This is a genomic window from Agrobacterium sp. T29 (assembly GCF_006970545.1).
Classification (GTDB): domain Bacteria; phylum Pseudomonadota; class Alphaproteobacteria; order Rhizobiales; family Rhizobiaceae; genus Agrobacterium; species Agrobacterium leguminum.
Genome location: NZ_CP040641.1, coordinates 2,151,589 through 2,178,482, shown reverse-complemented (window position 1 = coordinate 2,178,482; position 26,894 = coordinate 2,151,589). Strand labels below are relative to the sequence as shown.

Below are 26,894 nucleotides of genomic sequence, written 5' to 3'. Positions count from 1 at the left end.
CCGCGTGAGGAGGAGATACTCGGCTATGGGTGACGTTTTTACAGGCGACTGGGGGGAGCGTTATGCTGCGCTCGCCGATCCGCGCTCCGGCCCGATTGGAACATCGGCGCTTTCGCGGGCGGGGCTGTTCTTGTGCGGCATGTCCACCTGTGTCGATGCACGGGTCGACATGCACAATATGCAGCCGCTTCTCGATGCCCCAGCCGAAACGCCGGCCGGTCAATTCGCCGCCATGTTGCTGGCGCGCGCCGCAAAGGGTATCGGCGGTGAAGTACGCGCCGACTGGGTGGACGGCCCGCAATGGCTGCGCGACCATCTGGATGTTCGCTACGCGCTGGGCGGCACCGGCCCGCAGGCCGCCTGGGTGCTTTCGCGGCTCGGCGTCGCGTCTCTGGTGGCGCTGGAGGATCGCCATGAGCAACAGCTTCGCCAGATCCCACCGGGCGTTTTATTGGCCGAGGGCAATGCACTTAAAACGGCAGCTGAAGTGACGCCGACAGAACGGCATATCCCTGAAATATTCATCTTCGAATTCACGGCGGGCAAGCCAATCGGTGCGCTCATACCCAATCGTTCGACACGCATCATCGTGCGTTTCTGTGATCGCGGTATCCAGCATGATGCGGCATTTGAGGCGGTATCACGAAAGCGCGCCTCCACCGCCGCTGCCGGCCTTCTGTCCGGCCTCAACGACGAGGCCGCGGAAAATGTCGGCGCCGCCGCCCGCCATGTCTTTGCGCTCAGCCGCGACTGGATGGATGCGGGCTTGAAGACGGTGCATTTCGAGCTTGCCGGCTATGCTTCGCAGGACGCCGTAAGCGAGCTGCTCGATCACGCCAGGGGTGCGATCAGTTCGCTCGGCATGAGCCATTCGGAACTGCTGGCAATGGATAGCGCCGCCCAGCATCCGATGGAGGCGCTGATCGCTCTTGGAGACCGGCTGGATATCGACCGCGTCTGCGTGCATGCCGACACCTGGGCGGCCGCTGTGACACGCAACGACCCCGATGAGGAGGAACTGGCGCTGATGGCCGGATGCGCCATTGCCAGCGCCCGGGCTGCCAATGGGGAACCGGCAAACGCGATCCGTACCGATGCGCTGGCGCAGTTCCACGCGTTGCCCTTCGACAATCGCGTGCGGAAAGGCCGCTGGACCTTTGTTGCCTGCGCCTCGCCCTATGTTGAAAAGCCCGCTACCACGCTTGGCCTCGGCGACAGTTTCACGGCCGGGTGCCTTCTCGTTCTCGGAAATCCCGGCGTCGCGACCGCCCCCGCCGCCCTCAAACAGGCCTGAAGGAAAACACGATGTTTCTCGAACGATTTCGTCTGGATGGAAAAACTGCCTTCATCACCGGCGGCGGGCGCGGCATCGGCCTTGCGACGGCGCAAGCGCTGGCGGAAGCAGGCGCGCATGTCATCATTTCCGACATGAATGCCGAGGTGCTGGAGGCGGGCCTCTCGGAACTGAAGGCACAAGGCCATGCGGCGGATGCGATGCAGCTCAATGTAACGGATGCGAAGGCCGTCGCCGAGGCCGCGCGGGCCGCCAACGACCGCTTCGGCGCCGTCGATATCCTGATCGCCAATGCCGGCATCGCCTGGCCGGACACGCCGGGCGAAGAGATGAGCGACGAGGTCTGGCTGAAGGTGGTGGATGTCGATCTCAACGGCGCTTACTGGTCATGCCGTGAATTCGCCCGGCCGATGCTGGCGCGGGGACACGGCTCCATCGTCACCCTCGGTTCGATGTCCGGATTGATTTCCAACAAGCCGCAGCGGCAAGTGCATTACAACACGGCCAAGGCCGCCGTTCACCACATGACGCGCTGCCTCGCGGGCGAATGGGCTGAGCGCGGCGTTCGGGTCAATTGCGTTGCGCCCACCTATGTCGATACCGTCATGTCGCGCGGCGGCTTTTCAGATGAAACCCTGATGCCGGTCTGGATGGAGATGACGCCGATGAAGCGTGTTGCAAGGCCCGATGAGATCGCCGCGCCCATTCTGTTTCTGGCTTCGGACGCTGCCAGCGCCATGACCGGCACAATCGTTGCGGTGGATTGCGGATACACGATTTGGTAGAGCTTGACGGACATTGGAGAGAATCGGCGCGTTTTTGCGGGCCGAAAACCGGGTGATTGCATGGAGTCTTCGAGCAAGCGTGTTGATATGGTTCCCGCCAAAAGACGGGCGCTCATTCTGGAGCACCTGCGCATCAATGGCGCGGCGGGCATTCAGGAGCTCGCGGATACGATCGGCGGATCGCAATCGACCGTGCGGCGTGATCTCGAACATCTGGTGGAAAAAGGCTATCTCGAGCGCACCCACGGCGGTGCGCATCTGTTGCAGCCGATGCGTGCGACCTTCGAACGGGAGATGACGGTCAATGCCGCGCTTCAGCACGCGGAAAAGGTTGCGATAGGCCGCGAGGCGGCGGAGCGGCTGAGTGCCGGCGACAGCGTCATCTTCGACAGTTCCTCGACGGTGATGGAGGCGGTGCGGGCCGCTGCCGAACGCGACCTTCCATTGACGGTGGTGACCAACAGTCTGCAGATCGCCGATTTCGCCGCCGACATCAAATCCTGGCGCACCATCCTGCCGGGCGGCACGGTGCGGCCCGGGCACCGCCATCTTGCTGGCGAGCCGGGGGAAAGCTTCATCAAAACGCTGCACGCCGATATCTGTATGACGGGGGCTTCGGCCGTTACCGGCACGCTGCTGACGGAAACCTCACTGGAAGTGGCCTCGCTCAAGCGCGCCATGATCGCGGCCGCCCGCAGGACCGTGCTTCTGGTCGACAGCTCCAAATTCGCGGCGCCCGGTTTCTGCACGCTTTCGGATATTTCGCAGATAGATGAAGTCATCACCGATAACGGCATTTCGCAGGATGCGATGACCTCGCTCAAAGCGACGGAGTGCAAGGTGACGCTGGTTTCGCCCGCAGCCCCCGCGCCATTGACCTGACGAACCGCCGCTTCCATCGCCAAATTCACTGTGCCGCCTCGGCGTTCGGCGACTGCGGTTGCGAATGTGCATTTTGACGTGCGGCAAACAGATGAAGCGAACGCATGGCCCGCCGGAGCTCCTCGTCCGCCGCAAGCCGGCGATATTCGGCATAAAGCGTCTCGTATTTTTCTAAATGGTGCAGGTTCGGCACAAATTCGCGTAGACTGCGCGCACCGAGCCTTTCCGCGCCCTCGGCAAAAGAGCCAACGATCCCGGCCGCCACCGCCGCATGGATTGCCGCGCCGAGCGCCGTTGGGTTCTCCACATCAGGAACCTCGATCGTGCGTCCGAACACATCCGCCATCGTCTGCACCAGAAACGGGTTGCTGCGGGCCAGACCGCTCGTCATCACGATACGGCTGATCGGCACGCCGCCCGCTATCGCCATGTCCAGAATGGATCGCGTGCCGAAACACAGCGCCTCGATCAGCGCCCGGTAGATTCCGGCAGAGGTCGATTTCAGGCTGAGGCCCACCAGCAATCCCGACAGCATGGAGTCGGCCAGCGGGATGCGGTTTCCCGCAAACCAGTCGAGCGCCAGAACACCGCCCCCGCCCGGGCCGACCGCCTGCGCCGCCTCATTGTGCAGGGCGAAGTTGCGGGAAAGGTCGTCATCGCGCGGAAAAGTCTTCACATACCAGGCCAGCATATCGCCGAACGCCGCCTGCCCCGCTTCGTAACACCACAGATCCGGCAGGGCAGCGCCGAAGGCCGCCCCTTCGAGCCCTTGTGGCAGGCCGCGTCCCTCGCCGTCCAGAATGAGAAAACCGGCGGAGGTCCCGAGCGCGCCGACAAAAACACCGGGACCGACGGCGCCGACCGCAGGCAGCACGACATGGCTGTCGATAACCGAAACCGCAACGACGGCGTCACCCGTAATTCCGGTGCGGCGACGCCATTTCGGCGTCAGGGAACCGGCGGGACTGCCGACCTGAAGTGGCTTCGAAAGACGCTCCGCAAGCCCCGGCACCACGTCCTCCGGATAGCCGGTTTCCCGCGAAAATTGCGCCTTGTAGGAGGCGAAGTCGAGGCTTCGTGCCTCGTTGCCGGTCAATTGCCAGACCAGCCAGTCTCCCGCCTCGATGAAGCGCCCGGTTTCCGCCCACAATGCAGGTGCTTCAGCGCGCATTTGCGCCGCCTTGGCAAGCATCCATTCGCCGGAAAGCTTTCCGCCGAAGTTTCCAAGATAATCACCGCCCAAAGCATTGATCGCATCGGCATGAGCCTGCGCCGAGTGTTTCCAGAGCTTCACATAGGCATGCGGCTCATCCGGATAAAGCACCGAAAGCGCCGTGCCGTCGGCACGTGCGGGCATGGGTGAAGAGGCGGTGAAATCGATACCTATTCCCGCAACGTTGCGGCCCTTGCCGAGCGCCGACAGAATGATCTCGGCGGCTTCCGTGTAGTCGTCTGCGACCTGGAGCACGAAATTGGCGGGCAGGCTTCGACCGCGCAGCGAATGCGTCAGAATGCCGTTGCGATACGGATGGACATGGTGGCCTTCCTGCGCACCGGTGCGGGCATTGACGAGAATGCCGCGCGCCGATTCCGAGCCGAAATCCATGCCGATCATATAGGTATCGGTCATGATCTCACGCCCCCTCGCGACTGCTTGCAAATATGGTGTGGGCATCATTCAGGGGCATGGGATCTCGCAATTGAGGGGAAGTGGAACACTGCCATTCTTCACATTGTCGGACTGGCAGCAGCCATGGCGCCGGTCATGATCGCCACGGCATCCGACATGGTGACGTCTCCCGGATTGACGACGGCCGCCCGCCTGCCGAGCCTGTGGATGTGGATACGGTCGGCGATTTCAAACACATGCGGCATGTTGTGGCTGATAAGGACGATCGACAGGCCCTTGTCGCGAATGCTAAGGATCATATCGAGAACCTTGCGGGATTCCTTGACCCCGAGAGCTGCGGTCGGCTCATCGAGAATGACGACGCGCCCACCGAACGCGCAGGCACGGGCGACGGCAATGCCCTGCCGCTGACCACCGGACAGCGTTTCTACGCTCTGGTGAATGTCCTGCACCGTCATCAGACCGAGGCTCGACAGATGCCGCCGCGCTTCGGTCGCCATGCGGGGGCGGTCCAGCAGGCGAAAGACCGATCCACCGATGCCGGACACACGCATTTCACGCCCGAGGAAGAGATTGTCGGCGATGGACAGCGCCGGCGAAAGGGCAAGGTTCTGAAATACGGTTTCGATGCCGGCGGAGCGCGCATCCATCGGCGTTCTGAAATCGACACGTTTGCCTTCCAGCCGGATTTCGCCGCTGTCGGGTATAACCGCACCGGCAAGCGCCTTGATGAGGGTGGATTTTCCGGCACCGTTGTCACCGATCACGGCGAGAATTTCGCCGCGACGCAATTCGAAGTCCGCACCGTTGAGTGCAACGACATTGCCGTATCGTTTGGTCAGGCCGCGACCTTCGAGCGCAAGTTCGCCTGTCATGCCGAAACCCTCCGGAGCCACTGGTCGACGCCGACGGCCGCCACGATCAGAATACCGACCGCGAATTCCTGCCACAGCGCATCGAGGCCCGCGAGCGCAAGGCCGTTTCTAAAGACCCCCACGATCAGCGCGCCGATCAGGGTGCCAATGATGGTGCCGCGCCCGCCGAACAGCGATGTTCCGCCGATCACCGTCGCGGTGATGGAATCCAGATTGGCAGTCGATCCGGAGGTCGGGCTGATTGCGCCGACCCGGCCGATCAACGCCCAGGCGCCGATGGCGGAGATGAGACCCGCACAGGCATAGACCGCCAGCAGCACGCGACGTGTATCGATGCCGGCAAGCGTCGCCGCATCCGGGTCGTCACCCGTCGCATAGACATGGCGGCCGAAGGCGGTGCGGTTGAGCACATACCAGGCGAGAGCTGCGAGAGCGAGCATCAGCACGGTTCCGAGCGTAATGCGCGCGCCACCGAACTGGAGCGCAGCCCCCATCCATTGCAGGATCGGTGCGACCTCCGCGACTTCCTGACTACGGATGGTCTGGCTGCCGGAATACCAGAGGTTCAGCGCCCCGAAGACGCTCCAGCTCCCGAGGGTGACGATGAATGGCGGAAGACGCATATAGGTTATGAGAAACCCGTTGATGAGGCCGCAACCCAACCCGCCGCCGAGCCCGATAAGGAAGGCGAGTTCCGGTGGCAACCCGGCTGTAATAGCAAGGCGGCCCATGAGCGTCGAGGTCAATACCATGATGGCGCCGACGGACAGGTCGATGCCCGCCGTCAGGATCACCAGCGTCTGGGCGATGCCGATAATACCGATGATGGTGACCTGCTGAAGGATGAGCGAAAGATTGAAAGGCTGAAAGAACCGTGAGCCGACGATGATGGAAAACACCCCGACGCTGGCTGCAAGAACAATGAACGGCACCACCGTTGGATTGCCGTGCAGGAAACGTTGCAGCCTGCGAAGCGGGCTCGTGTCCTGATCCTCGAACACGGCATGAGATGTTTCTTTTGCTATCGAACCGGCCTCAAAGCCTGCCGGACCAGTCGAAGCATGTTTGCTGGGTTCAGTCATCGAGATACACCCTTCGCAGGTCTGCGGCTTCAACCCGGATACAGGATCGGCTGCCGGAAAATGCGATGCACGGATTAAACACGTTGGAGCGCCTTTTCACATCAGCAGGGAAGTGCGGCGTTCTGTTACGGCAGATTTTCAAAAGCGTGGCCAGACGGTGTTTATTCGGAAACTGACCTTGCCAGGAGTGACGCCCCGCGCCTTAGAGAGGACGGGGCGTCAAAGGCAGCTCAGCCCCAGCAGGCCTTCAGCGCTTCATCGGAAGTGATCGAGTCAACGCCGGCAACCGGCTTGTCGGTGACGAGCGTGACGCCGGTGTTGAAGAACGGCAGGCCGGGGCTGGCTTCGGGCTTCTTCCCGGATTTCACATATTCGACGATCGCCTCGACTCCAAGCGACGCCATCTTGAGCGGATATTGCATCGACGTTGCGCCGATGACGCCCGCCTTCACGTTTTTAACGCCGGGGCAACCGCCATCCACCGAGGTGATTATGACGGAGTCCTGCTTGCCGGTGGCCTTCAACGCCTCATAAGCGCCGGCCGCGGTCGGCTCGTTGATGGTGTAGACCACATTCAGATCGCTGTCTTTCTGGAGAAGCGTTTCCATGCCGGTGCGGCCGCCCTCTTCCGATCCCTGCCCCCACTGGTGGCCCACGATGCGCGCATCGTCCTCATCCAGATAACGCGTCACATCCTTGGGATCGATGCCGAAACCTTTCATGAAGCCCTGATCGCGAGCGACATCCACCGTCGGCTGGTTTTCGAGCGCATCGATAAAGGCGACCTTGGCCTTGGAAGCATCGCCGACCGTTTTGGCGGCCCAGGAACCGATCAGTTCACCCGCCTTGAAATTGTCGGTCGCAAAGGTCGCATCGGCGGCATCGGCGGGTTCGAGCGGCGTATCGAGCGCGATGACGAGGATACCCGCCTTGCGGGCCTGCTCCACCACCGGCACCACCGCCTTGGTGTCGCTCGCCACCATCAGAATACCCTTTGCACCGGCAGAGATCAGGTTTTCGACGGCAGCCACCTGACTTTCATTGTCACCGTCGAACTTGCCGGCGAAACTCTGGATTTTCACACCACCCAGTTCCTTGGCCTTCAAGGTCGCGCCTTCGCGGATCTTGGCAAAGAAGGGATTGGCTTCGGTTTTGGTGATGACGCCGATAAGGATGTCTTCAGCCTGCGCGTTCAAGGGAATGAAGGCAAGGCTTACCCCCAGAGCGAGCGCTGCGGCGCCGAGACGTCCGGACATGGCAAAACTGCCCGCAGAAGCGGGTTTCTCAAAAAACTTCATTTGAAATCCTCCCAGATTACCAAGCGCTCCCTCCCATCCGGAGGACGTAATCCGTCTTGGCACGATTATTACTGACCGCAATTATGAATACTGTCAACATTATCTAATTACCATTTTGTATTTTTTTATACATATATCAGGAGCAATATCGGAAATTTCGGATTATAAGGGGATTTTCTACCAAATGTTGGTAAGCAGTCTCGTCAGGCACGCGGCCGCATGCCAGACACTAAAAGACGCTGTGAGGAACGGAAACCGGCAATGGCAAGCACAACCTCCGGACAAGGATCTACCCCTCGCGAGTGGCAGGGCGATCTCAACGCGATCAAGGCAAGCGCGGCGCTCTTGTCGCTCGTCGGTTCGGGTCGCGCCCGTTCGCGCAGCGCCCTGACCGAACTTTCCGGCCTCTCGCGCGCGACTGTACACCAGAAACTCGCAGGCCTGATCGATGCGGGGTTGATCCGCGAGACGGAGGAAACGCTTCCGAGCGGCGGACGCCCCACGCGCGCCCTTGATCTCAACCGCGACTTCGCCGTCGTCCTCTCCGCCGATATCGGTGAGCAGCATATCCGCGTCGCCGTCACCGACCTGCAGCCGCGAATCCTGACGGAAATCTCGGAAACATTCGATATTCTGCGCGGCCCCGCTGTGGTTCTCAACTGGATCGAAGAGCAGTTCGAGGCGCTTTTATCGAAGATCGGCAAAACAACCGCCGATGTGCTGGGCATCGGCATAGGCCTGCCTGCGCCTGTCGACTACGCCAACGGCCGGGTCGTCGGTCCTTCCGTGATGGTCGGGTGGGACAATTTCGAAATCAGGCAACATCTTGAAGAAAGATTCGGTGTTCCCGTCTACGCCGAAAACGACGTGAACCTTCTGGCCTTGAGCGACCATCGACAGCGACGGACGAATGTGAGCGAGATGGTATTCGTCAAGGTCGGGACGGGCATCGGCAGCGGCATCATTACGGAAGGCCGCCTTTATCGCGGTGCGCAAGGTGCGGCGGGCGATATCGGCCATATCCAGTTCGCGCGTGAACCCGCGCCGCTCTGCCGCTGCGGCAAGATCGGCTGCGTCGAAGCGCGCGCCGCCGGCTGGGCAATCGCACGCGAATTGCGCAAAGAGGGCATCGAGGCGCACACCGCCCGCGACGTGACCCGGCTGGTCGAACTTGGCCAGCCGCTTGCCATTCACCTCGTCAGGGAATCCGGCCGCATTCTCGGCGAGGTCATGACAAGCCTCGTCAGCATCCTGAACCCGCAGATGATCGTGATCGGCGGGACACTGGCCATCGCCAACGACCACCTTCTGGCCGGCATACGCGAGCTGGTCTACAAGCGCTCGCTCCCCCTGGCGACGAGGGAGCTGGAACTGGTGATCTCGCCCCCGGACCCGGACGCAGGCATCATGGGCGCCGCCATTCTTGTGGTTGAAGAACAGATGAAGGCACAGAATGTCGAAATGGTGATGTTGCGCCATGGTGCGCAGCCCAGGTAGAGGCCAGCCAGCACTTCGGATTACCCGACACCTCCTCTCCGTCAAGATTTCCCACGCAAAGAACCAACTGGCAATGACCACTTGCTAAGCAACTTTTGCGTGCTTAAAAGGCGGCCAATATCAGTTCGTTAGAGAGGACTCACTTCGTGGAACAGGAAAACATCCAGACCGGCAAGGGTCGGCGCAGGGCGCTTTGGGCGGCGGTTGCGATTATTGCCGTTGCTGCCGCAGGCGTCATCGGCGGCAAGACCTTCTACGAAGCAAAGGTGAAAGAACTCGTTGCCCGCAGCGGTGCGACGGCCACTTCCATCGAGGTCGATTTTCTCGGGAAAATTCATGTTCGCGATCTGACGCTGCCGCTTGAAGAGGGCAGGAATATCAAGATCGCGGCTATCGACGGACGTCCGAAACTTCCGTTTTTGGACGGCGCGCTGGACATGAACACCATCGACATCGATGTGCCGACCGGAAAGATCTCGATGGCGCAGGCCCGCGTCGAGAATGCCGCATTCGAAAAGCCGGCACAGGCGGAAGGAAACGGCGGCTCCCTGCCCCGGCGCATCGAGCGCTTCGCGGCGACAAGCATCTCCACGCCGGAGGTGACGTTTACCCAGTCCGTCGCAACCACCGAGCAGAAGACCCTTTACAGGAACTTGGCTCTCTCTGAGATCGCCGGCGGCCGCATTGCCCGATACTCTATCGACAATGGCAGCTACGACATCAAGATGCAGCTTCCCGACAGCGACGGCGCGATGAAGGACAAGCATATGGTCGTGTCGACCGGCGCGATCGCCGGCCAGGACATCGACGTCGCTTATCTCGCCCGGCTCTATACGGAAAAGGCCGGCCCGGACGACAAGGAAGCGAAGCCGCTCTACGGGCCGCTCTCCGTCAAGGCAGTTTCCTTCTCTGAAGGAGACGGTCATTTCAGCTACGATGAAATCCGCAGCGACGGCTTTACCGCCCGCATGCCATCCGAACCGCTGCTGGAGACCCTGAAAGCACTGACGGCGACCAAAGATCCCGACCAGCTTCCACCGGAGGAACGGCAGGCGCTTTTCGCAAAGGTCGTGTCCATTCTCGACATGTTCGGCAAGAGCAACATGCAGCTCATCGGCTTCAAGGTCGATGCGCCGGATGAAAAAGAGGGAGCGGCCGGCAAAAGGGTCAAGGCCACCATCGACCGCATCGACATGCAGATGGACAGCCGCAAGCTCGACTTCGGCATAAATGGCATGTCGATCGGAGACGGCGACGGCAGGATCGAAGTCGCGGAAGCAAGCCTCAAGGGCTTCGACTGGAGTTCGACGCTCAAGGGAATCTCCGAGATCATCGCGCTCGACGAGACGCAGATGGAGACCTTCCAGTTCAATCGCCTGATACCGGAACTTGGCCGGGTGCGCCTCGGCGGCATCAACGTCGACATCGCCGCGCCGGAAAAGCCGGAGGAGGAGACGGCGGAAGAAACGGCCAGCACGCCGGAACGCATCAAATTCTCACTCAAGAATTTCGAGATGGGGCTGACCAAGCCCTTCAACGGCATTCCGACCGATATCGAGATCAGGCAGGACGAGCTCACGCTTCCGATCCCGGCGGACTCGACGGAAGAGGTTTTCGTCGAAGCCCGCAAACTGGGTCTCGAAACGCTGGCCTTCTCTTATGGTCTCGCCGCCGGCTGGGACGAACCGAACAGCAATCTGGTGATCCGCGATATCTCGCTCAGCAGCAAGGATTTCGGCAGCGTCAATTTTGCCGGTCTGGTAAGCGGCTTTACCGAAGAATTCTTCTCCTTCGACGTCAATCGCGCGCAGGCGGCGCTCTTCGGGCTTGCCGGCCGCGAAGTGAAGCTCACGATCAAGGACGAAGGTTTGATGGCCAAGGCGATCAAGCTTTATGCCCTGCAGAACGACATGACGGAAGATCAGGTACGCGCCACTCTGACTCTGGTGGCGAGCATGATGCTGCCGCAGGTGGCAGCTGAACAGCCGAAGCTGCAAAACGCCGTGGAAGCGCTCGTCCAGTTCATCAGCAAACCCGGGACCCTGACGGTAACGGTCAAATCCACCGGCGCAAACGGCCTCGGTATTTTCGATCTGGTCGCCGCCTCCGACAATCCGATGGGGCTTCTCGACAAGGTCGACATTCAGGCGACGGCCGAATAAATCGGGCGATTTCTGCCCCTTCGGTGGCTGCACAAGCCGTAGCTAGTGCAGCCACTCGCAACTATAGGCCAGCACCGGCTCGGCAAAGCCTTTCAGCCTGTAACGATCGCCATGCACGAGGACATCGGCGCCGCCATATTCCTGAAAAGTCTTGTCCGATATCAGGATCTGATCGCTCTCGGCAGCGGCGCAAAGCCTTGCCGCCAACTGCACTGTCGTGCCGAAAAAATCATTGCTGTCTTCGATAGGCTCCCCGCAATCCAGACCGATACGGATGTGGATGGGCTCGCCCCTGTCGCTGTTGTAACGATGGAACTCGCGCTGGATATCGATGGCGCAGTCCACGGCAAATGGCGTGGAGGAGAACACGGCCATTATGCCATCCCCGGTATGCTTGACCTCCCGTCCCGAGCGCCGCCCCAGACAACCGCGCACAAGCGCATCGTGTGCCCGGATGAGTTCCGCTGCCATGCGATCGCCGAGGCGAGCCGTCATTTCGGTTGAACCGACGATGTCCGTGAAAAGGATCGCGCGGTGGCCGGGGTCCATATTTTTCGAGGCGGCCCCGGGCGCTACCGGATCCTGTATTCGCCCGAGAAACGCTTCCACCGCCGACAGCGCGACTTCCACCACCTCGCTGGCGACGAACCCGTGCGCTTCGCGATGCACGCATTGCGCGGTTTCAGCGTCCGGAGCGTCCATAAGGCAAAAGGCCGTACCGCGCCTTTCATCGAACCAGTAGGTCAAAAACCTGACGCCGTACCGATCCTGGATGTTGAGATCTTTAAGATGTTCTGCGGCGATATCCGCAGCGGAAACGCCGGCAAGCTCGTGCCGGTCCATGAAGATAGGCATTGGTTTCCTCCCAAGAGTATATCGTTGCCTCCTCTGCCAGCCATTTTATGACTTCGCCGAATTGCCGTCTATCGTTCTTACGGGTGACGCCGCACAAGGCGGGAACACCGGAAAGGGCGATATTCGTTCGCGTTAGAATTTTGGAGGCTGCATGCCTGCAAGCATTCCCGACAGCCGCAGCGACTTACCTGCGTTTGACCATGCGCCGAAGCAAGGAACGGGATCGGGCTTTACGGGGAATGAGGTGGATATCGCTGACCAGCTTTGCGCCGCCCTCCCGGCGTTCCAGGGTTATCTTCCGGCTATGGAAGGCCTCCAGCTCGGCACGATGCGCCACGCTGATGATGGTGGCCTCGGGCAATTCATCGATCACCGTCTGCATCATCCTGTCCTGGCTTTTTTCGTCGAGAGCCGCGGTCGCCTCGTCCATAACGATGATATCCGGGTCGTTCAGTAACAGGCGGGCAAAGGTCAGCCGCTGTTTTTCACCGCCCGACAGCGTCTGGTCCCACGGCGCCTCCTCCTCCACCTTGTCTTTGAGATGGCCGAGACCGACCTTGTCGAGAGCCTCCCCTATCTCTTCGAAAGTCCAGCTCTCGGCCGCCTGCGGATAGCAGACCGCCCGGCGAAGGGTGCCGGAGGGAACATATGGCCGCTGCGGCAACATGAAAAGCCGGCTGCCGGCCCGAAAACTGACGCTGCCCCCGCCCCATGGCCACAGGCCCGCAATCGCCCGAACGAGCGTGCTTTTGCCGGATCCGGACTCGCCTGCGACGAGCACTCTTTCTCCCCGCCCGATTTCCACATCGGTCTCCTTGACGACGGCCGTGCCGTCACCGAGCGACACCGAGACATCCTTGAGGCTGAGCATCGTTTCGCCTTCCGTTTCACCGCGCACGATCCGGCCGAGCTTATCGCTCTGTTCGGCCCGCTCCAGCCCGTCAAGCGACATCATCAGGGAGGCAACGCGGCGTGCGCAGGCATTCCAGTCCGCCAGCCGGGGATAGTTGTCGACCAGCCAGCCGAAGGCGGATTGAACGATGGTGAAAGCGGATGCCGCCTGCATGACCTGACCGAGGGACATGCTTCCATCGAGAAATTTGGGCGCGCAGAGAAGAAGCGGAACAACGGGCGCGATCAACATCGATCCATGCGACACGACCGTGGTGCGCATATATTGCTGCGCCATCTGCTTCCATTGGTGCCGGACATTGCGGAACCTCCTGTCGAGGTCGCTTCGCTCCTCCTCTTCGCCGCCAAGCAGGGCGATGCTCTCCCCGTTTTCCCGGACACGGGTGAGCGTGTAACGGAATTCCGCCTCCAGCTGGTTCTTGACCTCGGAGACCCGGACGAAGTTCCGGCCGATCAACGCGATGGAACTCGATGTGATGAGCGCATAGATCACCGCCGCAATCACAAGAAAGCCGGGTATGGTGACCGATACCCCGCCGATCGGCAGCGTCAGTGCGCCGCCAATCGTCCACAGGACGACAATAAAGGTGGACGCCGACACGAAGGCGGCAATGACGCCCGCCACGAAATCCACGGGCGCCTCGGTGGCGATCCGCATATCTTCCGACAGCCTCGCCTCCGGATTTTGATGGTCGCCGTCGATCAGGTTGAGCTGATAATAGCGGCCATTTGCAATCCATCGTGAGACCAGCACCTTGGTCAGCCACGACCGCCAGCGCCGCTGAATGCGCATTCTGACGTAAACCTGCGAGGTCACGATGAAAACGCTTCCGAGAACCAGCGGCGGGAATATGGAAGCGAGAAAGTAGACCGTCGACGCATCCCGTTTTTCAATCGCATCGAAAATCCCGCGATTCCAGACGTTGATGCCATATTGAAAACCGACATTGACGCCGATCATCGCCAGAAGCCCGATGGAGAACGGCCAGGCAAGCCCATCCCCACGGCGGCTCCAGAAACCCCGCGCGCTGATCAAAAAGCGCTTCAGAAGATATCGCTTGCGCGCCTCTTCGGCCTGCTGCGGCGTCAAACCCGAAGCGGGCTCTAACTCCTCCGGCGGAAGAGGATCATCGGGTGCGTCGTTGGCATGAACATTCTCTGCACCCTTTTGGCCGGTGCCATCGATCGGGTTCGGTTTTGCGTCAGCATCGGTCATGGATGCATAAACGGATGACGGTTTGAAAAGTTGCCGGCCCGAAACAGTTTCCGGTTGGCGGAACCGGCCCGGTCGATGCAAAGGCATCCTCGTCACGCGAACGGCGCGACGAACGTTGTGCGATGCACAAATTTTGGAGGAATAGGCATGAAATTCGGATTTTTAGATACATATCATCCGGAGAAAACCGTCTAAAACTCTCTCAACTCAAGGAGAGACGTCATGACGGACACGACATCGCAGTTTGATGGGGTAGCTATCCCCCTGGAGACCACAGAAGAACCCGCATGGACGGCCGCGACCTGGTTCGCCGTTCTTTCCATGGCGGCCACCAGCTTTGCGCTGGTATCTGCCGAGTTCCTGCCCGCGGGCCTGTTGACGCCCATGGCGCGCGATCTTGGCATTACTGAAGGGACAGCCGGGCAAGTCGTCACCGCAACCGCCTCCGTAGGCGCGGTGACGGCTCTGTTGAGCAATGTTCTGATCGGCAGAATGAACCGCAAGACAGTGCTTGTCGGTCTTAGCGCGCTGGCTATCGCCTCCAACGTTCTGGCATCGGTTGCCGCCGATTTCTGGTTATTGCTGTTGGGCCGCGCCGGGCTAGGTATTGCGCTCAGCGGTTTCTGGGCGCTGTCGGTTGCCGTTGTGGCGCGGCTTGTCGGCGCAAACTCGACCGGGCGCGGCATGGCTATCGTCACCCTCGGCGTTTCACTCGCCACCATCGCTGCTCCTTCGATGGGCGCCCTGATCAGCGACTGGCTGGGATGGCGCATCGCCATGTCGATGACGGCGGGACTTGCCGTCATTGCCATGCTGTTGCAGGTACTCAGCCTGCCGTCGCTGCCGGCAAGTACAAGCAACAGTCTTTCCGATGTCCTTGGATTGACGCGGCGCCGCAGCGTTCAGCTCGGTATGCTTGCCATCCTGTTGCTGATGACGGGGCATTTTGCAGGCTCGGTCTATGTGCGTCCCTTCCTCGAAAAGGTCACGCTTCTTGACACCACGCCGATTGCACTCGCCCTGCTCGGCTTTGGCGTTGCCTCCGTGATCGGCAATGTCGTCGGGGGCCGGATGGCTGACGCCAGTATCCGCGCTGCTCTCATCGTCACTGCCGCGGTGACGGCATTTGCGACGATCGCTCTCGTTATCTGGGGCGCTCATACTAGTGCGGCTTTTGCTCTCGTCGCACTTTGGGGCCTTGCATTCGGCATGGGGCCGGTCGTGCTGCCGACAAACCTCTCCCGTGGTGCACCCGATGCTCTGGAGGCAGCCGGCAGCCTGATGGTGGTATCTTTCCAGGTGGCGATCAGCATTGGCGCGGTGCTCGGCGGTTACATCGTTGACTCCTACGGTGCGACCGCGCCGCTCGCTCTCACTGCCGTCCTTGCCACATTGACGGTCGCACTCGCCGTCGTGCAGCGTCGCGACTGATCCCTACCATTCCTGGGCCGCGGGCGACATGACGCCCGCGGCAACCGGATGAGCGGCGAATTTCCAGAGCCGCCACCTGCAACAGGTTAAAAATTGGGGCAGGTCCTGCCTTGCGTCACTCCACCTTTGCGCTACGCTTGAGAACAGGGATTTCTCAATGGAGGGACTGAGGCATGTGCAACAACTGCGTGATCGAGAACGTAAAACGGAACATGCTGTCACGACGCCTGCTGTTCAAGGGCGCCGTGGCCGGTTTAACGGCCATGACGGCGGGCAGCCTGGCGGCCCCGGTGCTGGCGCAATCGCCCCGGCAGGTCGTTGATCTCACCCATACCTATGATTCCACATTTCCCACATTCGATGGCAAACCGGGCATAGAATATGAGTGGGCAGCGGAGATCGCCAAGGACGGCTATCAGCTCCACAAACTCACCATCTACGAACATACCGGCACCCATATCGATGCGCCTTTCCACTTCAGCGCGGATGGCGCGAGCGTCGACCAACTGGAGCCGCAGAAACTTGTCGCGCCGCTTGTCATCGTCGACATCACCGACCGCGCCAAAGACGATGCCAATTCCACCATTGAAGCCGAAGACATCGAACGCTGGATATCTGCGAATGGCGACATCCCGGCAGGTGCAATCGTGGCTCTGCGCTCCGGCTGGGCACCCAAAGTGAAGAGCCCCTCATTCCGCAATGACGACGCTGGAAAATTCGCCTTTCCCGGTTTCGGCAAATCGGCGACCGACCTTCTGCTCAAGCTCGACACCGTCGCCATTGGTGTCGACACGCTTTCGCTGGATCCCGGCAACTCCGCAGATTTCGCGGTTCACAATTCCTGGCTCCCGGCGGGGCGCTACGGCATCGAAGGGCTGAACAACCTTGAGGCTCTGCCGGTCAAGGGAGCGACCATAATCGTCGGCGCGCCGGCACACCGCGGCGGAACGGGCGGCCCAGCCCGTATTCTGGCCCTGGTCTGATACCGGCGCACAGCGCCGCAACGACAATGCGGCCGAATGAACTACGACTGAATAATCTCTTCAGCTTCCGTTCCAACGGGACCGTCTAAAACAAAGACGTTCAACCGCGGTCCTATCCGCCTGAGGAGACACAGTCATGATCCGGAAGTCTTTTATTGCAAGTGCACTCGTTGCTCTCGTTGGCATCGCTGCCGCGGCGCCCGCCATGGCCAACGATGTGCGCATCGAACAATATGGCTGGTCCAACTCTGCCGGTGGCGCGCAGGAAGGTTATGGTAACCGGATCCGCACCTACCAGAACGGCGGTTACAACCGGATTGTCGGCCATCAATATGGTCGCCAAAACCTTTCGGCCGTCGGTCAGGAGGGGCATGATAATTACGGCTCCACCTATCAGAACGGCAGCCGCAACGTGGCCGGCATTGGGCAATTCGGCTCCAACCACACCACCATCCTCACCCAGGACGGCAACGGCAATATCGCAGCCGGTGTTCAGGTGGGCCGTGGCTGCAGCGCCAATGTGAGCCAGGGCGGCAACGACAATGTCGCGGCCTTCGTGCAGGCCTGCCCTTAAGCAGCCCGCGATGAGGTAAAACGCGTCGAGATCGAAATATCAGATCGTCAGGGAGACGAGCCATGCCCCATACCCTCAGACATCCGCGCCGTCTGGCGGCGATCCTTGCAATGGCCCTGCTTCCTTTCGGCGCCGTTGCGGCCATATCGACTGCAAAGGAACCGGCCGAAGGACAGCGTTGCGAGATCACGGCAACACCGCAGGCCGGCATGGTAAGGCTGGAGGCCGTCACGAAGGGTGACGCCGGTGGCCGCGGGGCCTACTCCTTTCACGTCGAAAAATCGAGCGGCGGCGGGAGTTCCGTCATCAATCAGGGCGGCGACTTCGACGCCGCTGCCGGACGTTCGCAACTGCTGAGTTCTGTGACGCTCGATGCGAAGGGAGCCCGCTACAAGGCCGTGCTCGATCTCGTGATCGATGGCAGGAGCTTCAGTTGCACGAAGCAGATTGGCGGCGATTAGGCTGTCGTCATGTCGTATATTTCACCAGAAAGGGCACCGGTTTCGGCGCCCTTTTCTTTTGATCGTGCCGAACCGCTGAACGACATGTGAATGGGCAATTCCGGTCTGGTTCAGTTGCGAAATGCGACGGTGGATCATCGGCAAGAGGCTGACAGATGGAGATAAGAATGACCAACAACCTATTGAAACTTCTTACCATTACTGCGCTTGTCGGCAGCCTCGCGCCAATCGGGTTTTCCGCACCCGCTCAGGCCGGCGGCCGGATTTCATTCGACCTCGCACCGGGCAATACAGCGGATGGAGATCTTCTTTCCACCGGGCTGCGCGCATATTCGCTGTACCGTGGCCTGAAGGATGCCGATATCCGGCAGCTCGGCCGTGGCAACGCCGCCGGCATCGCCCAGAACGGCGGCGGCAATCTCGGCTTCATCCGGCAACGGGGCAACGGCCATGCCGCAACATTGCAGCAGAATGGCAACAACAACGCCTATGGCATTTTCCAGTATGGCCGCAACACGCAAACCAATGTGGTGCAGGATGGAGACAATAGCAGCGGCCTGACCTTCAGCTATGGCTGGTGAGACAATTATCGAACTGCCATGCCCACGGCACCTCGCCGCCGCGCGGGATCAATTCTGGAGAACGGACAGAACCTTTCCGTCCCTGCCCTGCACGATATCATGCGACGGCACCGGTGGAGTATCGGCAGTGGGCAGAGGCGGAATTATCAACCACGCGCCGGGATAGTCGTTGCGAAGATGCCGGGGATTGTAGCGAATATTGGTTCCGGCGGCATGGTGAAGCGTCCCGAGCGTTGCGTCTTTTGACAGGACACCTCTTTTGATCTCGTGGAGTTTTCGCTCTGCATCAAGGGCAAGCGTCGCCTCGGAAAGATCGAAACTGTCGATGTGAACGGTCTGGTCCTTAGCCGTGTCGAGAACCCATCTATCGGAATCGACGAAGCCATCGGTATAGACATTGCCGGTGGAGGCACGCAGGGACGTGCCTTTCGGCAGGGTGATGCCGTCGACAACATTGCCATCGGAAAGAGTGCAGTTGCTGAAAGCGGATATGCCGCCATCGGGCGAAAGATCGAACTCCACCGGTTGCGTCGCGTCGCAGCGCCAGCCGCTCTGGGTGGTCACGCCGTTGCCGGTAATCCGCATGGTCTGCGGGGTAAAGCCCACCGTTTCATAATTCTCGTTGGTTTTTATCGAGATATAACGGGTGATTTCGACGGCATCGATATCCGCCACCCGCACGGGATGCGGAAACACGGCCCGGTCGAAGGCCTCCCTATTATTCGCAATGGCCAGTTCGAGTTTCGTGCCCTTGGGCATATCGATCTGGCCAAGGCGCGCCAGCTCGAGCAGTTCCGGCCGATGGCTTGCCGCCCTCTCTTTGTCATAGGCGCGCATCTGGAGATAAAAATCACCGAACCGAAAGAGCGTGAAAAGCGCGACGACGGTTACGAGCCCATAGGGCAGGATCATCGGGCGCTTCCAGCGGCCTGCCATATATCGAACGAACAGCGAGAGCGTCCAGACGATCCATATGAGGGTCGTGATGAGCAAGAAAGCAAGGAGAAGCAGCGCTTCGACGGAGGGGAGTGCGACAGGGATCATGCAAACCAATGGTCTTGGGCGGATCGTTTTTGATCCTGAAGAGACATCAGAGCTTTAGCCCACAAGCGGTTGTCTTTTCAACTATGGGGATAGCGAGCGGGACAAGCCAGCGATCTGCTGGGACATTTTTCGGTGTTAACCGGGCGACAGATGGCCGCCGCCCGGTCAATGCGCTTATTCAGGAGCCAAGGACGAAACGGGAGAATGCCAGGGCATTGCGGGCATCGTCGTCCATTTTTGCGAGGTCGGCGCCGCCGCTGAGATCGCGCCACACCTTGATGTCGGAGCCGATTGTGCCGCCGGTCTTGACGAAAGGCTCCATCACGACCGCACCGGTGTAATTTATATCGCGAAGGGCGAGGCCGATTTCGTGCCAGGGCATCCTGCCCTTGCCCGGTACGCGGCGATTGCTCTCGCCGGTATGGAAATGCCCCAGCAACGGGCCCGCCGTACGGATGGCCTCGCCAAAGCTGTCTTCCTCGATATTCATGTGGAAGGTATCCAGCATGACTTTCACGTTGTTCTTGCCGACATCCTTGACGAAAGCAACGCCTTCGGCCGCCGTGTTGAGCACGTGATTTTCGAAGCGGTTGAGGACTTCGATGCACAGGTTGATGCCGAGATCATTGGCGAAATCGGCAATGCCGTGAATGCCTTCGACACCGCGCGCATAATCGCCCGCCTTGTCGACCGGCTGCGAATAGTCGATCGGCCAATAGGAATGCAATGCCCCGCCGATGGTGTGGATATCGAGCTTGGCGACATTGGACAGGGTACGTTCAAAAAACGCCTTGCCGGCTGCACGAACCGCGGCATCCTCTGACGACAGGTTCTTCGTTTTCGAAGGGCCGATGCCGGCAGTGAGGATGATGCCGTTATCCTTCGCGCTCTGCCTGATGACGGCGAGTTCGGCGTCGCTGTATTCATTGATGTGGTGCGCGGCGACTTCGATGATATCGAAACCGAGCTTGGCGACCTTCTCGATATAGGGGCCGAACTTGGCGCTCCACTCATGTTCCCAGTAGGAATAATAGATGCCGTGTTTCATGGGGGTCTCTTTCGCTTTTCTGTTTCGCTTGACTTTGGATAGGGAGGCGCAGCCCTTCAGGCAGGTTCAGGACGCGGAACTGCTTCCCGGATTTCCGATGCGAAGGTCCGGCTCCGTGCTTGTGGATGTGATGAAGCGGCCGTTGGGGAGATCGTTTTCCTCCACCTTCCGGTTGATCTCGTCCTCGCCAAGACCGAAGCTCCGCCAGCGGTCCCGCAGCCGCGCGCGCAGATCGTCCTCGTCGACATCAACGAAAATCGTGAGATCGAAGATCGGCTTGAGGCGATCCCAGGGCGACTGGCCGGCGAGGAGATAATTACCCTCGCAGACGATGATATCGACGGATTGCGGAATCAGGCGACCGCCGGCGCGGGCGATTTCGATGGCGCGGTCGAAGACGGGGACGGCAATGACATCGTCTTGATTGGCCTTCAGGCGTTCAAGCATGTGGCGCAGGCCGTGGACATCGAAAGTATCGATGGCGCCCTTGAAGGGACGGCGCTTCATCTCTTCCAGAACGGCATCGTCATAATGAAAGCCATCCATCGGGAACAGTGCGGCGGACACGCCTTCGCCTGCGTTCAACACATCGACCACGCATTCGGCGATGGTTGATTTTCCCGATCCGGGGGCACCGGCAATCGCAATCATCACACGCCGGCCTTTTGACCTTTCCAGTCGCTGGAGGGCAAGGTCCGCAATCTCGCGGGCATTATCGTCAATAGTGTTCAAGGTTCTCGCCCCGATAATGAGTGCTTTCAGAAAATGCGGTACTGGTTTGCCTTGTCGCGCAGGAATGTCAGTCCCTTGTCGAGAACCTCATCGGCGCTGGGCGCAACCGGCCGCCAGGTCGAAATCGCGCCAGCCATCTCCTTGGGCATCGCCGCAAAGCTTTCGAGCGTCAGCACGCCCTTGAAGCCGATGGCTGCGAGCGCCGAAAACACCTCGTCCCAGGCAACATTGCCGCAACCCGGCGTGCCGCGGTCGCTTTCCGACATATGCATGTATTTCAGATGGTTGCGGGCAGCGATGATGCCATTGGCGATGCCCTTTTCCTCCATATTCATATGGAAGGTATCGAGATGGATAAAGACGTTGTCGGCACCGATCCGCTCCACCAGCCCCACCGCCTGTTCGGCGGAATTGAGCAGATGGTTCTCGTAGCGGTTGACAGTCTCGATGCCGAATTGCAGGCCGAGTGTTTTTGCGTGGCCGGCAGCCCTGGAGAGCGCCCTTGTCAGATTGTCATATTCACCCTGTGTCGGCGGAAATCCGGTTCGCTCATTGGTGCCGCCATAGGTAACACCCGTCAGCGCCTCCGCGCCCATTTCTGCGGCCTTGTCGAGCGCGGCATTCAGATGGTCGATTGCCGCATCGGGACGTAAGGACGCCCAGGCGGGCTCCGGCAGCACCAGCGAGCAGACGGCGCGTAAACCGTATTTCTCCAGCAGGGCGCGCGTGTGTTTTGCATCGACGGAGGGGATATCGATGAGCGGAATCTCGATGAAATCCTGACCGTAATCCGCGGCAGCGGCGATGGACCGTCTGGCGTTTTCGTGGTCCCAGTTCAGGGACCACATCATTGCGTGAACACCGAAGCCTTTCACGTCATACCTTCTTTCTGAGAGATGCGAAGTAGCTTGAAAACAGGCCGCGCGCCGCCATGACGACAATCATCAGCACGCCCCAGAGCGCCGTTGCCAGATGCTGGTTGGCGCCGAGAAGATTGAGGCCGGACGACAGGAGCTGCAAAACGATGAGCGCAACGAAGACCGGCAGCACCCGACCGAAACCGCCGAACGGATTGATGCCGCCGAGAAAGGCCGCCAGCACCGTGATCAGCAGATAGGATTCCCCGTGGCCGACACGGACCGAGTTGAAACGGGCAAGCATGATGATGCCGGCAACCGCACACATCAGACCCGAGAGCGTATAGACGAGAACCTGGATTTTGCGCGTATTGAGACCGGAATAACGCGCGGCCTCGATGTTCGAGCCGATCATCAACAGGCCGAAACCGAGCTTGGTTCGCGTCAGCAGCACATGCCAGAGGCCGACGCAGACGATGAATATCAGAAGCGGGATCGGCAGACCGAGAAGCGTGCCGTGACCGAGCGGCGCCATATAGGCGGGGAAACCGGAAACGTCTCCGCCACGGGTGAGAAACTCGCCAAGGCCACGCAGGAAAATCATCATCGACAGCGTCACCAGAATGGGGTGCGCGCGGGTGTAGGCAATCGCCGCCCCGGTCATGGCTCCGGCAGCGCCGCCGGTGGCTAGTGCGGCAAGGCAGGCAAACAGGAATACGCTCGGCGGCGCATCCACCCCGCCATGGGCCTGCAGCACCCAGGCTGCGGCCAAGCCGGAAAGATTGGCGGCGAAGGTGACGGACAGATTGATGCCGCCCGTCAGCAGCGGCAGCAGCATCGCCAGTGTCAGCAGACCGAGTTCCGGCAGCTGGAAGGCGACCGAACCGAATGTCGCGAGCGAGAGAAAGTTATCGGCAAAGGTTCCGAAAATGAGCATGACAGCGATGAAAGCAATCACCGGCCCGGCCATGTCGGCACCGAAAATCGCGTTGAATTTCCTGACAAGGCTGCTCATCGCTGGGCGCTCCCCTTCTTTGCGGATGTCCGTAAGGCGCTCGGCAGGAGCTTGTCGAAGCGGGTGGAAGAGAGCGTGATGGCGATGAGGATGATGGCACCGACGATCATCTTGAAGGCAAAGGGAGAAACGCCCATGAGGTTGAGGCCGTTCTGGGTGATCGACACCATCAGCACCCCGAGCACACAGCCGATGACGGAGCCCTTGCCGCCGCCAAGCCGCGCACCGCCAAGCACGGTTGCGGCAAGAACATCCAGCTCGCGGCCATAAAGCGCGTTCGGCACCACCTCCTGCGCATAGTGCGCCTGCATGAGCCCGGCAATGCCCGCCATCAGACCGAGCCAGCCGAAGGAAATATAGTGCATGGCGCCGATGTTGATGCCGAAGCGGCGTGCGCCTTCCGGATTGTCACCGAATGCATAAAGTTTGCGGCCGACGGTGGTGCGGGAAATCATGAACCAGGTGGCAAAGCAGCAGAGGATCATGACCACGACGGGCAGTGTCAGCTCTACCCAGGAACCATCGGGCATCTCGCGTTCGTAAAATACCACGCGCGTCGACAGCCATTCCGGCAGATCGTAGATCGACACGCCCTTGGTGAAGAACATCAAAAGCCCGAAGAAGATGTTGAAGGTGGAAATGGTCGCGACGATGGAAATGATGTTGAGCCGCCAGACGAGGAAGGCGTTTACGAAACCGAGACTGAGGCCAACCGCGCCGGCGATGATGAAACCTTCCGCCCAGTTGCCGCCGCCGAGCGCATTGAGCGCCAGCACCGTCACATATTGAACGACGGAGGCCGCGACCGCGAAGGAGATGTCGATGCCGCCCGAGATCAGCACCACGAGCAGGCCGACCGCAAAGATGATGTTGACCGCCGAGACATTCAGCACATCGAAGGCATTGGAGATGGTGAGAAACCGGTCAGTGGCGAAGGACAGTCCCGCGCAAAGCAGCACCATGACGACAAGCAGCGTGAATTCGGTCGTATGTCCGAGAATGAGCCTACGCATAGATGGCGGACTCCAGTTCGGTCAGCGACAGGCGTCGCGGATCATAGGTGGCGTGGAACCGGCCTTCGACCATATGGATGACCCTGTCTGTATTGAAATAAACTTCCGGGGCTTCGTCGGAGATCACGATGATCGAGAGACCTTCTGCGGCGAGCTTGCGGACGATTTCGAAGATGCCGGCGCGGGCGCCGACATCGACCCCCACGGTCGGCGCATCGAGGATGAGGATTTTCGGGCCGATGGCCAGCCACTTGGCAATCGCCACACGCTGCTGGTTGCCGCCCGAAAGCGTGCGGATCGGATCTTCCGGCAGGCCGATCTTGACGCCAAGCGCCGAAATCCAGCGGGAAACGACATCCGCCTTTTTCGACGGTGAGATCAGGCCGCCGCTCAACAGCCGGTCGAGCGAGGCCATGACGAGATTGTCGGCAATGGATTGCGGCTGGTTGAGACCAAGCGAAAGCCGGTCCTCGGAAAGATAGGCGACGCCCGCCCGGATCGCGTCGCGGTTGGAATGAAAATCCACCTTCTTTCCATCGATGAGGATTTCACCCGATTGCGGCCGATGCATGCCGAACAGCGTCAAAGCCAGTTCCGTGCGACCGGCTCCGAGAAGGCCGGTAATGCCGAGCGTTTCGCCCCGCCGCAGATCGAACGAAACATCCTCGAACTCGCCGGCCCGGCTCAGCCCGCGCACCGAGAGAACGACGGGCTTGTCATCGTGATCGGCGGCAATGACGGCGCTATCGAAATTACGGCCGGTCATCAGCTCGGTTACCCGTGACTGGGTCATGCCCTCAACGGGAAAGACACCGACGAGCGAGCCGTCCCGCAGCACGGTGATGCGATCCGAAATCTCAAGCACTTCCGCAAGGCGGTGCGAGACGAAGACAACCGCGACACCCGAGGCCGACAGGTTGCGGACGATGTCGATCAGGTAATCCGTTTCAGACTGCGTGAGTGACGCGGTCGGTTCGTCCATGAAAACGAGCCGTGCTTCCCCGACCAGCGCGCGGGCAATCGCCACGATCTGACGCTGGGCAATGGGCAGTTCCTTGAGCGGCCTGTCGAGATCGATCTCGACGCCCAGACGGGCCAGCGCCTTTTCGGCAGCCTGTTCGATGGCGCGCTTGTCAACCAGCCCGTATTTTCCATTCACCGCGTACTGGAAGCCGATATTCTCAGCCACCGTCATTTCATCGAAAAGCGCCAGATCCTGCCAGATCACCTGGATGCCAAGCGATTGCGCAAGCGTTGGGGTCATCGTGGCTATCGGCTTGCCGTCGAAATAGAGTTCAGCATCACTCTGGGGCGTGTAAACGCCCGTTATGACCTTGATCAGCGTGCTCTTGCCGCAGCCGTTTTCGCCGGCGAGGCAATGCACTTCACCGGGATTGACCTCGAAAGAAACACCCTTCAGGGCGCGGACGCCGCCGAAGGTGACTTTGACATTTTTAAGGGACAGGAGCGGTTCTGCGCTCATGATAATGTAAATCTCCTTCGCCGCGGCAGCATTGCAGACGTGGCGCTCGGCATGTTTTCCAGATGGAACGTCGCGCGAGTATTACAACTCGCGCGACGCCCTTGGCCTTGGGGAGGATCAGAGGCCCATGGAAACGAGCTTGTCGATGCTTTCCTTGTCGATCTTCAAAAGCTGGTCGACGACGATGGTGTTACCCTCGGGATTGATGGTGCCGAGACCTTCGATATTGTCACCGGCCTTGGGTGTCTCACCCTTGGCGATACGATCCGCAAGCGTGATGAAGACCTCGCCAGCCTGCTTCGGGTTCCACATGAAGCCGCCCGTCAGCGCCCCCGACTTGATCAGCTTGGCGCCCTGCCCCGGCGAAAACGGGCCGATGACGAAGACTTTGCCATCCTTGCGTCGCTCTTCGACGGCGCGCCCGGCGCCGATCGGTCCCTGCGAACCGAAGGCGAGGAAACCGCTCAGATCGGCATTGGCGGACATCAGGTCAAGCGCCGTCGAACGGCTCTTGTCAAGGTCCTCTGCTACGCCATAGCGATCGCCAACGAGCTTCATGTCCGGATAATTGGCCTTGATGTAAGCGATGGCGGCATCCGCCCAGGCATTATGAAGCGGAACCGTAAGCGAACCAACGAAGACGGCATAGGAGCCCTTGCCGCCCATCTTTTCAGCCAGCAGCTTGCCATGCGCTTCGCCGAAGCCCTTGGCGGAAGCCAGTTCGAAATCCCAGTCAGCGCCGAGCTGCTTGGGCGATTCATGGGTGATGACCTTGATGCCGGCGGCCTGGGCCTTTTTCAGCACCGGCTCCAGCACCTTTGCATCATTGGGCACAACGCCAATGAAATCGACCTTCTGGGCGATCAGGTCCTCGATGGCGCGGACCTGCAGGGCCGGGTCGGCGCTGGTCGGGCCGACCATGAAACCGTCAACGCCGAGCTTCTTGCTCTGCTCCTTGATACCGGCCTCCATGGCGTTGAACCACGGAATGCCGCCGATCTTGACGACGACGCCCACCTTCGGCCCTTCGGCGAAGGCGGCGGACGAGAGCAGCGCGAGCGACAGGCCGACCGCTGCAGCAATAATTTTCTTCATGATGTTCCTCCTCAAAAAACCAGGCAAACGAAACCCGCCGCAGCCATTTTCATCTGGCGCGTTCAAAATTTCTCATCTCGCTTATTCGA

The 26,894-nt window shown here is 60.3% G+C and carries 24 protein-coding genes; 10 read left to right on the top strand and 14 right to left on the bottom strand.

Translation table 11 applies throughout. The features are described 5' to 3' along the window. Positions 1-25: 25 nt before the first annotated feature. From FGF54_RS24970 to FGF54_RS24960, 3 genes are read left to right on the top strand one after another with little or no spacing between them, the layout of a single operon-like run. Positions 26-1,294 carry an ADP-dependent glucokinase/phosphofructokinase gene (locus FGF54_RS24970; RefSeq protein WP_142781528.1) on the top strand — a complete coding sequence of 423 codons (1,269 nt, stop codon included), beginning with the start codon at positions 26-28 and terminating at the stop codon, positions 1,292-1,294. A gap of 11 nt (positions 1,295-1,305) precedes the next feature. After that, positions 1,306-2,079 carry an SDR family NAD(P)-dependent oxidoreductase gene (locus FGF54_RS24965; protein ID WP_003521609.1) on the top strand — a complete coding sequence of 258 codons (774 nt, stop codon included), beginning with the start codon at positions 1,306-1,308 and terminating at the stop codon, positions 2,077-2,079. A gap of 60 nt (positions 2,080-2,139) precedes the next feature. Further along, on the top strand, positions 2,140-2,961 hold the full coding sequence (locus FGF54_RS24960) for a DeoR/GlpR family DNA-binding transcription regulator (RefSeq protein ID WP_003504407.1): 822 nt from the start codon (positions 2,140-2,142) through the stop codon (positions 2,959-2,961). Between the two features lie 25 nt (positions 2,962-2,986). Here the strand turns inward: FGF54_RS24960 and FGF54_RS24955 are convergent, their stop codons facing one another. The 4 genes from FGF54_RS24955 to FGF54_RS24940 form a co-directional block, all read right to left on the bottom strand. After that, positions 2,987-4,591, bottom strand: coding sequence for an FGGY-family carbohydrate kinase (locus FGF54_RS24955; protein ID WP_142781527.1), 1,605 nt, complete (start codon positions 4,589-4,591; stop codon positions 2,987-2,989). A gap of 98 nt (positions 4,592-4,689) precedes the next feature. Continuing rightward, positions 4,690-5,466, bottom strand: coding sequence for an ATP-binding cassette domain-containing protein (locus FGF54_RS24950; protein WP_142781526.1), 777 nt, complete (start codon positions 5,464-5,466; stop codon positions 4,690-4,692). After that, positions 5,463-6,548, bottom strand: coding sequence for an ABC transporter permease (locus FGF54_RS24945; protein WP_142781525.1), 1,086 nt, complete (start codon positions 6,546-6,548; stop codon positions 5,463-5,465). Before FGF54_RS24945 ends, FGF54_RS24950 begins: the two co-directional genes overlap by 4 nt. Positions 6,549-6,778: 230 nt before the next feature. Then, entirely contained in the window at positions 6,779-7,804 is a 1,026-nt protein-coding gene (locus tag FGF54_RS24940; RefSeq protein WP_035238465.1) for a substrate-binding domain-containing protein, read from the bottom strand. Positions 7,805-8,107: 303 nt separating this feature from the next. On the opposite strand from FGF54_RS24940, the gene FGF54_RS24935 reads away from it, so the two are divergent. Then, a complete protein-coding gene (locus FGF54_RS24935; RefSeq protein ID WP_142781524.1) occupies positions 8,108-9,343 on the top strand; it encodes an ROK family transcriptional regulator in 1,236 nt (411 codons plus the stop codon). A gap of 146 nt (positions 9,344-9,489) precedes the next feature. Further along, positions 9,490-11,505 (top strand): hypothetical protein, encoded by a 2,016-nt coding sequence (locus FGF54_RS24930; protein WP_142781523.1) that lies wholly within the window; start codon positions 9,490-9,492, stop codon positions 11,503-11,505. 42 nt (positions 11,506-11,547) lie between these two features. Here the strand turns inward: FGF54_RS24930 and FGF54_RS24925 are convergent, their stop codons facing one another. Both FGF54_RS24925 and FGF54_RS24920 read right to left on the bottom strand, forming a co-directional pair. After that, positions 11,548-12,360 carry a nickel-binding protein gene (locus FGF54_RS24925; protein WP_142781522.1) on the bottom strand — a complete coding sequence of 271 codons (813 nt, stop codon included), beginning with the start codon at positions 12,358-12,360 and terminating at the stop codon, positions 11,548-11,550. 184 nt (positions 12,361-12,544) lie between these two features. Then, complete coding sequence (locus FGF54_RS24920; protein ID WP_142781521.1) at positions 12,545-14,488, bottom strand: ABC transporter ATP-binding protein/permease; 1,944 nt, start codon at positions 14,486-14,488, stop codon at positions 12,545-12,547. Positions 14,489-14,710: 222 nt separating this feature from the next. Between FGF54_RS24920 and FGF54_RS24915 the strand changes: the two genes are divergently transcribed. The 5 genes from FGF54_RS24915 (at position 14,711) to FGF54_RS24895 (ending at position 18,518) form a co-directional block, all read left to right on the top strand. Continuing rightward, positions 14,711-15,919 (top strand): MFS transporter, encoded by a 1,209-nt coding sequence (locus FGF54_RS24915; protein WP_142781520.1) that lies wholly within the window; start codon positions 14,711-14,713, stop codon positions 15,917-15,919. Between the two features lie 173 nt (positions 15,920-16,092). Then, the gene (locus FGF54_RS24910) at positions 16,093-16,902 is read left to right on the top strand and encodes a cyclase family protein (protein WP_142781519.1); all 810 of its coding nucleotides are present in this window, start codon (positions 16,093-16,095) and stop codon (positions 16,900-16,902) included. A gap of 136 nt (positions 16,903-17,038) precedes the next feature. Next, the gene (locus FGF54_RS24905) at positions 17,039-17,476 is read left to right on the top strand and encodes a curlin (RefSeq protein WP_035225274.1); all 438 of its coding nucleotides are present in this window, start codon (positions 17,039-17,041) and stop codon (positions 17,474-17,476) included. Between the two features lie 62 nt (positions 17,477-17,538). Further along, complete coding sequence (gene csgH, locus FGF54_RS24900; RefSeq protein WP_142781518.1) at positions 17,539-17,937, top strand: curli-like amyloid fiber formation chaperone CsgH; 399 nt, start codon at positions 17,539-17,541, stop codon at positions 17,935-17,937. A gap of 167 nt (positions 17,938-18,104) precedes the next feature. After that, the gene (locus tag FGF54_RS24895) at positions 18,105-18,518 is read left to right on the top strand and encodes a curlin (protein ID WP_168208236.1); all 414 of its coding nucleotides are present in this window, start codon (positions 18,105-18,107) and stop codon (positions 18,516-18,518) included. A 48-nt stretch (positions 18,519-18,566) separates the two neighbouring features. On the opposite strand, the gene FGF54_RS24890 is transcribed toward FGF54_RS24895, so the two are convergent. From FGF54_RS24890 to FGF54_RS24855, 8 genes are all read right to left on the bottom strand, one after another. Continuing rightward, positions 18,567-19,562 (bottom strand): hypothetical protein, encoded by a 996-nt coding sequence (locus FGF54_RS24890; RefSeq protein WP_142781516.1) that lies wholly within the window; start codon positions 19,560-19,562, stop codon positions 18,567-18,569. 178 nt (positions 19,563-19,740) lie between these two features. Beyond that, on the bottom strand, positions 19,741-20,610 hold the full coding sequence (locus FGF54_RS24885) for a sugar phosphate isomerase/epimerase family protein (protein ID WP_142781515.1): 870 nt from the start codon (positions 20,608-20,610) through the stop codon (positions 19,741-19,743). Positions 20,611-20,676: 66 nt separating this feature from the next. Continuing rightward, positions 20,677-21,342: a nucleoside triphosphate hydrolase gene (locus tag FGF54_RS24880; RefSeq protein ID WP_142781514.1), complete on the bottom strand. Its 666-nt coding sequence runs from the start codon at positions 21,340-21,342 to the stop codon at positions 20,677-20,679. 26 nt (positions 21,343-21,368) lie between these two features. Beyond that, positions 21,369-22,217 carry a sugar phosphate isomerase/epimerase gene (locus tag FGF54_RS24875; protein ID WP_142781513.1) on the bottom strand — a complete coding sequence of 283 codons (849 nt, stop codon included), beginning with the start codon at positions 22,215-22,217 and terminating at the stop codon, positions 21,369-21,371. A 1-nt stretch (position 22,218) separates the two neighbouring features. Continuing rightward, complete coding sequence (locus tag FGF54_RS24870; protein WP_142781512.1) at positions 22,219-23,214, bottom strand: ABC transporter permease; 996 nt, start codon at positions 23,212-23,214, stop codon at positions 22,219-22,221. Then, the gene (locus FGF54_RS24865) at positions 23,211-24,227 is read right to left on the bottom strand and encodes an ABC transporter permease (protein WP_142781511.1); all 1,017 of its coding nucleotides are present in this window, start codon (positions 24,225-24,227) and stop codon (positions 23,211-23,213) included. The genes FGF54_RS24870 and FGF54_RS24865 overlap by 4 nt, the downstream gene beginning before the upstream one ends. Further along, positions 24,220-25,710 (bottom strand): sugar ABC transporter ATP-binding protein, encoded by a 1,491-nt coding sequence (locus tag FGF54_RS24860; RefSeq protein WP_142781510.1) that lies wholly within the window; start codon positions 25,708-25,710, stop codon positions 24,220-24,222. The genes FGF54_RS24865 and FGF54_RS24860 overlap by 8 nt, the downstream gene beginning before the upstream one ends. Positions 25,711-25,827: 117 nt before the next feature. Beyond that, the gene (locus tag FGF54_RS24855) at positions 25,828-26,805 is read right to left on the bottom strand and encodes a substrate-binding domain-containing protein (RefSeq protein ID WP_003521644.1); all 978 of its coding nucleotides are present in this window, start codon (positions 26,803-26,805) and stop codon (positions 25,828-25,830) included. Between the last annotated feature and the right edge of the window lie 89 nt (positions 26,806-26,894).

What these genes read in the sequence shown, in the direction of transcription:
- FGF54_RS24885 (WP_142781515.1), bottom strand. Translation starts at nt 20,610, where the DNA reads ATGAAACACGGCATCTATTATTCCTACTGGGAACATGAGTGGAGCGCC.
- FGF54_RS24865 (WP_142781511.1), bottom strand. Translation starts at nt 24,227, where the DNA reads ATGCGTAGGCTCATTCTCGGACATACGACCGAATTCACGCTGCTTGTC.
- FGF54_RS24945 (WP_142781525.1), bottom strand. Translation starts at nt 6,548, where the DNA reads ATGACTGAACCCAGCAAACATGCTTCGACTGGTCCGGCAGGCTTTGAG.
- FGF54_RS24935 (WP_142781524.1), top strand. Translation starts at nt 8,108, where the DNA reads ATGGCAAGCACAACCTCCGGACAAGGATCTACCCCTCGCGAGTGGCAG.
- FGF54_RS24895 (WP_168208236.1), top strand. Translation starts at nt 18,105, where the DNA reads ATGACCAACAACCTATTGAAACTTCTTACCATTACTGCGCTTGTCGGC.
- FGF54_RS24960 (WP_003504407.1), top strand. Translation starts at nt 2,140, where the DNA reads ATGGAGTCTTCGAGCAAGCGTGTTGATATGGTTCCCGCCAAAAGACGG.
- FGF54_RS24860 (WP_142781510.1), bottom strand. Translation starts at nt 25,710, where the DNA reads ATGAGCGCAGAACCGCTCCTGTCCCTTAAAAATGTCAAAGTCACCTTC.
- FGF54_RS24890 (WP_142781516.1), bottom strand. Translation starts at nt 19,562, where the DNA reads ATGATCCCTGTCGCACTCCCCTCCGTCGAAGCGCTGCTTCTCCTTGCT.
- FGF54_RS24920 (WP_142781521.1), bottom strand. Translation starts at nt 14,488, where the DNA reads ATGACCGATGCTGACGCAAAACCGAACCCGATCGATGGCACCGGCCAA.
- FGF54_RS24955 (WP_142781527.1), bottom strand. Translation starts at nt 4,591, where the DNA reads ATGACCGATACCTATATGATCGGCATGGATTTCGGCTCGGAATCGGCG.
- FGF54_RS24970 (WP_142781528.1), top strand. Translation starts at nt 26, where the DNA reads ATGGGTGACGTTTTTACAGGCGACTGGGGGGAGCGTTATGCTGCGCTC.
- FGF54_RS24950 (WP_142781526.1), bottom strand. Translation starts at nt 5,466, where the DNA reads ATGACAGGCGAACTTGCGCTCGAAGGTCGCGGCCTGACCAAACGATAC.
- FGF54_RS24905 (WP_035225274.1), top strand. Translation starts at nt 17,039, where the DNA reads ATGATCCGGAAGTCTTTTATTGCAAGTGCACTCGTTGCTCTCGTTGGC.
- FGF54_RS24855 (WP_003521644.1), bottom strand. Translation starts at nt 26,805, where the DNA reads ATGAAGAAAATTATTGCTGCAGCGGTCGGCCTGTCGCTCGCGCTGCTC.
- FGF54_RS24940 (WP_035238465.1), bottom strand. Translation starts at nt 7,804, where the DNA reads ATGTCCGGACGTCTCGGCGCCGCAGCGCTCGCTCTGGGGGTAAGCCTT.
- FGF54_RS24965 (WP_003521609.1), top strand. Translation starts at nt 1,306, where the DNA reads ATGTTTCTCGAACGATTTCGTCTGGATGGAAAAACTGCCTTCATCACC.
- FGF54_RS24910 (WP_142781519.1), top strand. Translation starts at nt 16,093, where the DNA reads ATGTGCAACAACTGCGTGATCGAGAACGTAAAACGGAACATGCTGTCA.
- FGF54_RS24915 (WP_142781520.1), top strand. Translation starts at nt 14,711, where the DNA reads ATGACGGACACGACATCGCAGTTTGATGGGGTAGCTATCCCCCTGGAG.
- csgH (WP_142781518.1), top strand. Translation starts at nt 17,539, where the DNA reads ATGCCCCATACCCTCAGACATCCGCGCCGTCTGGCGGCGATCCTTGCA.
- FGF54_RS24925 (WP_142781522.1), bottom strand. Translation starts at nt 12,360, where the DNA reads ATGCCTATCTTCATGGACCGGCACGAGCTTGCCGGCGTTTCCGCTGCG.
- FGF54_RS24870 (WP_142781512.1), bottom strand. Translation starts at nt 23,214, where the DNA reads ATGAGCAGCCTTGTCAGGAAATTCAACGCGATTTTCGGTGCCGACATG.